This window comes from Corynebacterium sp. HMSC070H05, assembly GCF_001837615.1.
GTDB lineage: Bacteria > Actinomycetota > Actinomycetes > Mycobacteriales > Mycobacteriaceae > Corynebacterium > Corynebacterium coyleae.
Map to the genome: position 1 here is coordinate 149,729 of NZ_KV833317.1, position 6,390 is coordinate 156,118.

Below are 6,390 nucleotides of genomic sequence, written 5' to 3' on the forward strand. Positions count from 1 at the left end.
GTGCAGATAACATCCCTGAAAACCGGCCTCATCGTTGCCCTCGGTGCTGGCTGCGGGGCGCTTGCACGCTTCATTTTGCTCATTTGGGTCAACCCCGCCACCCCGGAAGCGCTCGCCCTAGCCGTCACCTTCGCAGTGAACCTCACCGCCTGCTACGCCATGGGCTACTTCGCGCCGGGGCCGTTTTGGGGCGTGGGTTTCCTCGGCGGGTTCAGCACCCTTTCCGCAGTGGCATTGGCCTCATCCCACTCGTCGGTGCTGTGGGCGGCGTTCATCATCACGCTCGGGCTTGTCTCTGCCACATTGGCGTGGATGGCCGGAGATGCGTCACGGGTGAAGCACCATGTCTGATGCAACGTGGATGCTCGGCGCCGTCCTCGGTGTCTTTTTCGGCGGCATGCTCGGCGGGTTTGTGCGTTGGGCGATCATGGCCGTCGTGCACAACCTGTTGATGGCAACCTTCATTGCCAACATCGCCGCCTCCGGCATCATCGGCGTGGCAATCTTCCTGCCTTCCATGTGGCAAACCGCCGTTGGTGTTGGGTTTGCCGGCGCACTTTCAACACTGTCACTGTTGGCCCGCCAACTCGGGGCGTTGATTAAAGACGGCAAGTTCCGCCTCGCCGCCGAGTACGGGATAAGCACCGCGGCGTTCGCGGTGCTCGCGGCCGGAATCGGTGCGCAGGTGGCGTCGTTCGCCACCCGCTAAGCCCTACTCCGCAATCGCATCCAGTGGCGGTGTCTTCGCAGCACGCTGGCCCGGCCAAACGGCGGCAAGCAGCCCCACCACTACCGAGGCAGCCAGGACGGTGGCGATGAGCCCGGTGGGTACGGCAATCGTCGTCAAGCCTTGGCTCTCAAGCACCGTCAGGAACGCCCAGCCAAGCCCAAGCCCCAGCAGCACACCGAGCGCCGCGCCGTAAACCGTCATCTGCACCGACTCCAGCAGGATCATCGTGCGGATCTGCCTGCGTTGCGAGCCCACCGCACGCAACATACCAATCTCCTGCCTGCGCTCAATGACCGACAGCGTCAGCGTATTCACAATGCCAAGCACCGCCACCACCACCGCCAGCGACAACAGCGCGTACAGGATGAACAGCATCTGATCGATCAATGCAGTGACCTCGCCACTCATCTCCTCCGCGGAGCGCACCTGCACCACAATGTCGCCGCGCACCTCATCTTCCAGCCGCGCGCGCAGCGTCTCCAGATCGGTGGAGCCGTCGCTGTCAACGCCCACCATCAGCAGGCGCGTATTGCTTATCGACGACACCTTCGCCGCCGCCGAATCCGACACCACAAACATCTGCAACACATTCGACCCGGTAAACAGGCCGGCAACCGTCACGTCGACGGTCTTTCCCGGAGCACTCGGTGCGGCCACTTGGACTGTATCGCCGACCTTCCAGCCGCGCTCTTTGGCAATGTGATCCGGCGCGATCAGCGAGTCACCCGTTAGTGATACGTCGCCGTCGACGACGTTGAGGTCGATGAGATCCGACGGGTCGCCGCGCAGCACATCCGTCATCCCAACCGGCCCGAACTGGTAGCCAAACTCTCCGTCGACCGTGATCGGTGCCTGGGTATACGACGCGATACTGCCCACACCGTCTACCTCAGCGAGCCTGTCCGGCAGATCCCCCGGGACCGGGAAAGAACCCATCTCCGGGCCCATCAGCACATAGTCCGCATTGACCTCGCTTGCGGCCACGTCATCCACCGACTGCTTCATCGACGCGCCAAGCATGCCAATCATGGTCACCAGCGCAATCCCCAGCATCAGCGCGAACGCCGTCGTTGCGGTCCGGCGCGGGTTGCGCCGCGTATTTGTCGACGCAAGCCTGCCCACCTCACCGAACGGTGCCCCGATCAGGCGCCCCAACGGCGGCACAACCGGAAGGCTCAGTGCAGGCCCCGCAAGGAACAACCCACTGATCACACTCAGCGCAGCCACACCAACCAGGATCGCCCGGTGGCGAGTCGCACCGTCATCCCACGTCATTGCGTAACCCGCAGCGGCAACCGCCACAACGACCAACACCGCACCGACAACCGTGCGCCACAACAGCGGCTGTGGCGTCGCCGCTTCGCTCGCACGCATCGCCTCCACCGGCCGGACCTTGCCTGCCTTCCGCGCCGGCGCCAGCGCCGAAAGCACCGTCACCACCGTGCCGACGACCAGTGGCACCACCACCGCATCAACCGACAACCCAATCCCCGATTGCGGAAGGGGCATGCCGAACGTGTTCATCCCCGCACGAATCACCAACACCAGCCCGGCACCAGCCACCACGCCAAGCACCGAGCCCAACAACCCGACCAAAGCCGCTTCCAGCGCCACAGACCGCGTGATCTGCCCGCGCGACGCCCCCAGAGCCCGCAGCAGCGCAAACTCCTTCGTGCGCTGCGCCACGATCATCGAGAACGTGTTGGCAATCAGGAACGTACCCACCAACAGGCCAACCAGACCAAACGCAACCAAGAAGTACGTAACAAAGCTCAGAGCGTCCCGAATCTGCTCCGTCGTTTCCTGCGCAACCTTCTCCCCCGCCTCTATCTTCAGTCCAGGAAACTCGCTGCGCAGGTTGTCCACAACCTCCGCGGCCCCCACGCCTTCCTTCGCCCCGACAGTGATCGCCGGGAAACGCTCGTCATAGGAGTAATAGTCCAAGTAAGTCTCTTCGGTTACCCCGAGGCGTAGAGAGGTGGCCTGCACCAGGGGGTCGTCGATAAGCCCAGTGATGCGCACCGTATTCCGACCATCACGGTCCACAACGATCAACTCTTGCCCAACATGCAGGCCATACTCATGCGCGCCATTGGCGTTGATCACCGCATCGCCGATCTCTTTCGGTGCGTGACCTTCGACCACCTCGACCGTTCGGCCAACCGTGTCCTGCGGCTCGTAGTACACGCCCAGCCGCGAGGACCCGAGACGCGTCTGCACCGCCACCTCATTGTCAGTCGCGATAACAACCGACTCATCGGCCATCAGGTTCACACGGTCAACGTCCCCATTCGCCCTAATGCCGTCGACTGTCTCCTTGTCTAAAGCGCTTTCGCCCTCAGCTGGACGCACCACCGCGTCGACGTCGTCAAGCACAGTGTCTACGGCAGAGTCGAACGTCGACGACAGCATGTTGGTGAACATCAGCGCACCAGACAGGAACGACGTACCAAGCACCACTGCCAACACCGTCAGCGCGAGCCGCAATTTGTGCGCCGCAAGGTTACGCAGCGACACCTTATTCATCGTGGAGTTCACTGGCCCCTAGTCCTCCATCGTCGCCATGACACCCAAAATGGCATCCATATCCGGGTTGCGCAGTTCATTAACGATGTTCCCGTCCCGCAAAAACACCACACGATCCGCATACGACGCCGCCCTCGCGTCATGCGTCACAATCACCACCGTCTGGTCATACTGATCCACCGCCGTCCGCAAAATGCTCAGCACCTCACGCGACGAGTTAGAGTCCAGGTTGCCCGTCGGCTCGTCACCAAAAATGATCTCCGGCCGCGACACCAACGCACGGGCACACGCCACACGCTGCTGCTGACCACCCGACAACTCCGCAGGCCTATGGCTCAGTCGCTTCGATAAACCAAGGCGTTCGGTGATCTCATCAAACCACTCCCGGTCCACCGATCGACCAGCAATATTTGTTGGCAGTTGAATGTTCTCGGCCGCTGTCAGCGTGGGCACCAAGTTAAACGACTGAAAAATGAAGCCCAACCGGTCACGCCGCAGCGCCGTCAGTTCCTTATCGTTCAACTGCGACAACTCCGTCCCGCCGACAAACACCTCGCCCGACGTCGCCGAATCTAGCCCAGCCATCACGTGCATCAGCGTCGACTTGCCCGATCCCGACGGGCCCATGATCGCGGTGAACTCACCCTGCCGAAACTCAACGTTCACCCCATCAAGAGCCACTACTTCCGTATCGCCCTGCCCGTAAGACTTTCTCAAGTTGACTGCTCGTGCTGCTGCAACGCTCACGTGATCCTCCCTGCGGCAATTCATTCCTTTGCCGACTATACGGCCCAGGCCCCACATCGCTGATTTCGTGAAATTTCTCTACGACGACCACCACACCAGCAAGCAACTTCACCGTTTGTGGCTCCTCAACCGCTGCGGCTAGGTCTCTAAACGAACCGGGAGAGTAAAACCGCACATCACACCTTTCGCCGACCTGGGCGGAGTGTAAGAACCTGCAGCCGATCAGGCGTCATTTTGCATTGATGGCGGTTCGCCAACTGCGAGGCTGGGGTCTACGGCAGGTTCGAGTCTTGACTCTACATTGCGGACTAGTGGGTGAACCCCAACGAATCTGCTGTCGTCAACCAAGTTGCGGACTTTCTCACTCCGCATTGCGGACTAATGGGTAAGCACCAACTATGCAGCGGCATAGTGAAACCCGTTCGGTTACTGACTCCGCATTGCGGACTAGTGGGTACAGACCAACGATTCCGTTGCCGATGACCTAGTAGCAGCCATTGTTGCTCTGCATTGCGGACAAGTTGGTCGACACCAACCAATGGGCGGTCGGTAATTTGGTGGCGCGCTTCTCCGCTCCACATTGTGTTGGGACCATGGATTTAGTAACACTGTGGTGAGTATCCAGTAACGCTCGGGTGAGTATCGGGTAACACCCGGGCGTTGACTATGAGCCGCTACTGCGTATTGGCTTCGAGGCGCATGTTCGGGCCTTCCAGCGTGATGATCTCAGCGCCAACGACAAGCCGATTCAGTATCGACTCGGCGATGACAGCATCCGGGGTGGACTTTGAAGTGCCCCGCCGACTGAGGATCGGACGGACCACCTTGTATAAATACCTCGCGGGAAACTCTGGATAAACACCCTCTCCTAGCGACCGCTCCTACTCTCGCGCTTCGCTGAGGCCATCCGCAATACTGCGCCACAGAGAACTAATGATGACTGCGGTAATTAAGTAACCGCTGACCGCATAATTGAAAAGGCCGCTACACATCTCATCGCTACGTATGTCGTAAATCAGAAAAACGGGTGCTAGTAAAACCATTACGACTAAGAAACGGTATGGAGAAAGCACCTTCCGCTTAGCTGAAAGGTGGACTAGGTACCCGATTGCCATGATGCATAAGGAGATGAATAGCGCGACCACTGCACCAAAAACCACATAGATCATGTTTCTCTCTAAGTTCCTTTAGGGGTGTCCACGACATTCGTTTCGTTCGATCTTATTCCGGAACCTCGGTTCCCTGTGTTACCTGAATGGGATCCGGGTAACTATCGGTCGTGGCGTCACTTGGCGTGGGGGTCTCTTCTTCTCGGATTGTTGGAAGTGAAGTGGGTATGCTGCCACCCTTCAGTGCCGCTTCAATTTCCTCCGACGATGTTCCTGCCTATCAGCGCTCTTTGAAAAGTAGCCCAAAACGCTCCTCGAAAAGTAGCCCATCCGAAAAAGATTGGATGGGTGATTTCTTTGGAACAATGGGCACAGATCCGGTATCTGCGTGGGCAGGGGTTATCGATACGTAAGATCGCCAACGAGGTTGGCTGCGCGAAGAAAACTGTCGAGCGAGCACTCGCTTCGGATTCACCTCCGCAATATCCGCCGCGTCGGGCAAAGACCACGAGTTTCGATGCCTTTGAACCACAAGTACGCGCGCTACTGGCTGAAACTCCGGTTGCGTCCCTTAGTGTGGTGTAACGCTTGCTGATGGTGGGCCCTGGAAAATGCAGGGGCGGCCACCGCCAGCAGGTTCCACTGACTGTGTGGGACGGCGATGACCACTGCCAAGGAGAGCAGCGCGTAGAGGATAAACGGCATCTGAGCGATCAGGGCAGCAACTTCCCTGGTCATGTCCTCGGTCGAGCGGACTTGGACGACAATATCCAGGCGGACCGCATCTTCGAGGTTCGCCCGCAGCTGCGCTTAGTCAACTGTGCCGTCGTTGTTCACCCCGATCATGAAGACACGGCCCTAGCCCCGAAAGCCTGTGGCCGCAGCCGCCTCGTCCGACACTACGAACGACTGCAGGATGTTGGAACTCTGCAATAGCCCGCCGAGGGTGGCCTCAACTGCCTCGCCCGAGGGCCCTGCCACAGCCACTGTGTCGTCGACATCCCATCCCCGTTAACGCGGGATTGCCGCCGTCGCGATCACGGTAAAGCCGTCAAAGCTGGAGCTGTCCTCCACGACGTCCAGGGTGAGGAGGTCCGCTGGATCAGGGTCTGATACTGGGCCGGGCGCCATATCGTGCGCTACCCACAACAACCACCCGGGGGCATGCTGTGTTACCGCGTCGACCGGGTGAGGTCTGCGAACAAACGAACGCACCCGCCTCCACCGGTGGTGGAAGCGGGTGCCTCATGTGTGAAGTTGTTGGGTCGGCGGTAACCT

At 59.8% G+C, this 6,390-nt stretch carries 6 protein-coding genes; 3 read left to right on the forward strand and 3 right to left on the reverse strand.

Annotation, left to right across the window (positions count from 1 at the left end):
• Both HMPREF2617_RS05805 and HMPREF2617_RS05810 read left to right on the forward strand, forming a co-directional pair.
• On the forward strand, positions 1 to 351 hold the full coding sequence (locus HMPREF2617_RS05805; protein ID WP_083284794.1) for a CrcB family protein: 351 nt from the start codon (positions 1 to 3) through the stop codon (positions 349 to 351).
• Positions 344 to 709, forward strand: a complete 366-nt coding sequence (locus HMPREF2617_RS05810) for a FluC/FEX family fluoride channel (RefSeq protein WP_070422609.1) — start codon at positions 344 to 346, stop codon at positions 707 to 709. The genes HMPREF2617_RS05805 and HMPREF2617_RS05810 overlap by 8 nt, the downstream gene beginning before the upstream one ends.
• 3 nt (positions 710 to 712) lie before the next feature.
• Here HMPREF2617_RS05810 and HMPREF2617_RS05815 read toward each other — a convergent pair whose 3' ends face one another.
• The 3 genes from HMPREF2617_RS05815 to HMPREF2617_RS11885 form a co-directional block, all read right to left on the reverse strand.
• Positions 713 to 3,256, reverse strand: coding sequence for an ABC transporter permease (locus HMPREF2617_RS05815; RefSeq protein ID WP_070840303.1), 2,544 nt, complete (start codon positions 3,254 to 3,256; stop codon positions 713 to 715).
• An 18-nt stretch (positions 3,257 to 3,274) separates the two neighbouring features.
• Positions 3,275 to 4,027, reverse strand: coding sequence for an ABC transporter ATP-binding protein (locus HMPREF2617_RS05820; protein WP_070840302.1), 753 nt, complete (start codon positions 4,025 to 4,027; stop codon positions 3,275 to 3,277).
• 650 nt (positions 4,028 to 4,677) lie between these two features.
• The gene (locus tag HMPREF2617_RS11885; RefSeq protein WP_224213554.1) at positions 4,678 to 4,827 is read right to left on the reverse strand and encodes an ATP-binding protein; all 150 of its coding nucleotides are present in this window, start codon (positions 4,825 to 4,827) and stop codon (positions 4,678 to 4,680) included.
• 633 nt (positions 4,828 to 5,460) lie between these two features.
• On the opposite strand from HMPREF2617_RS11885, the gene HMPREF2617_RS12465 reads away from it, so the two are divergent.
• Positions 5,461 to 5,697, forward strand: coding sequence for a helix-turn-helix domain-containing protein (locus HMPREF2617_RS12465; RefSeq protein WP_167615820.1), 237 nt, complete (start codon positions 5,461 to 5,463; stop codon positions 5,695 to 5,697).
• The last annotated feature ends 693 nt before the right edge of the window (positions 5,698 to 6,390 follow it).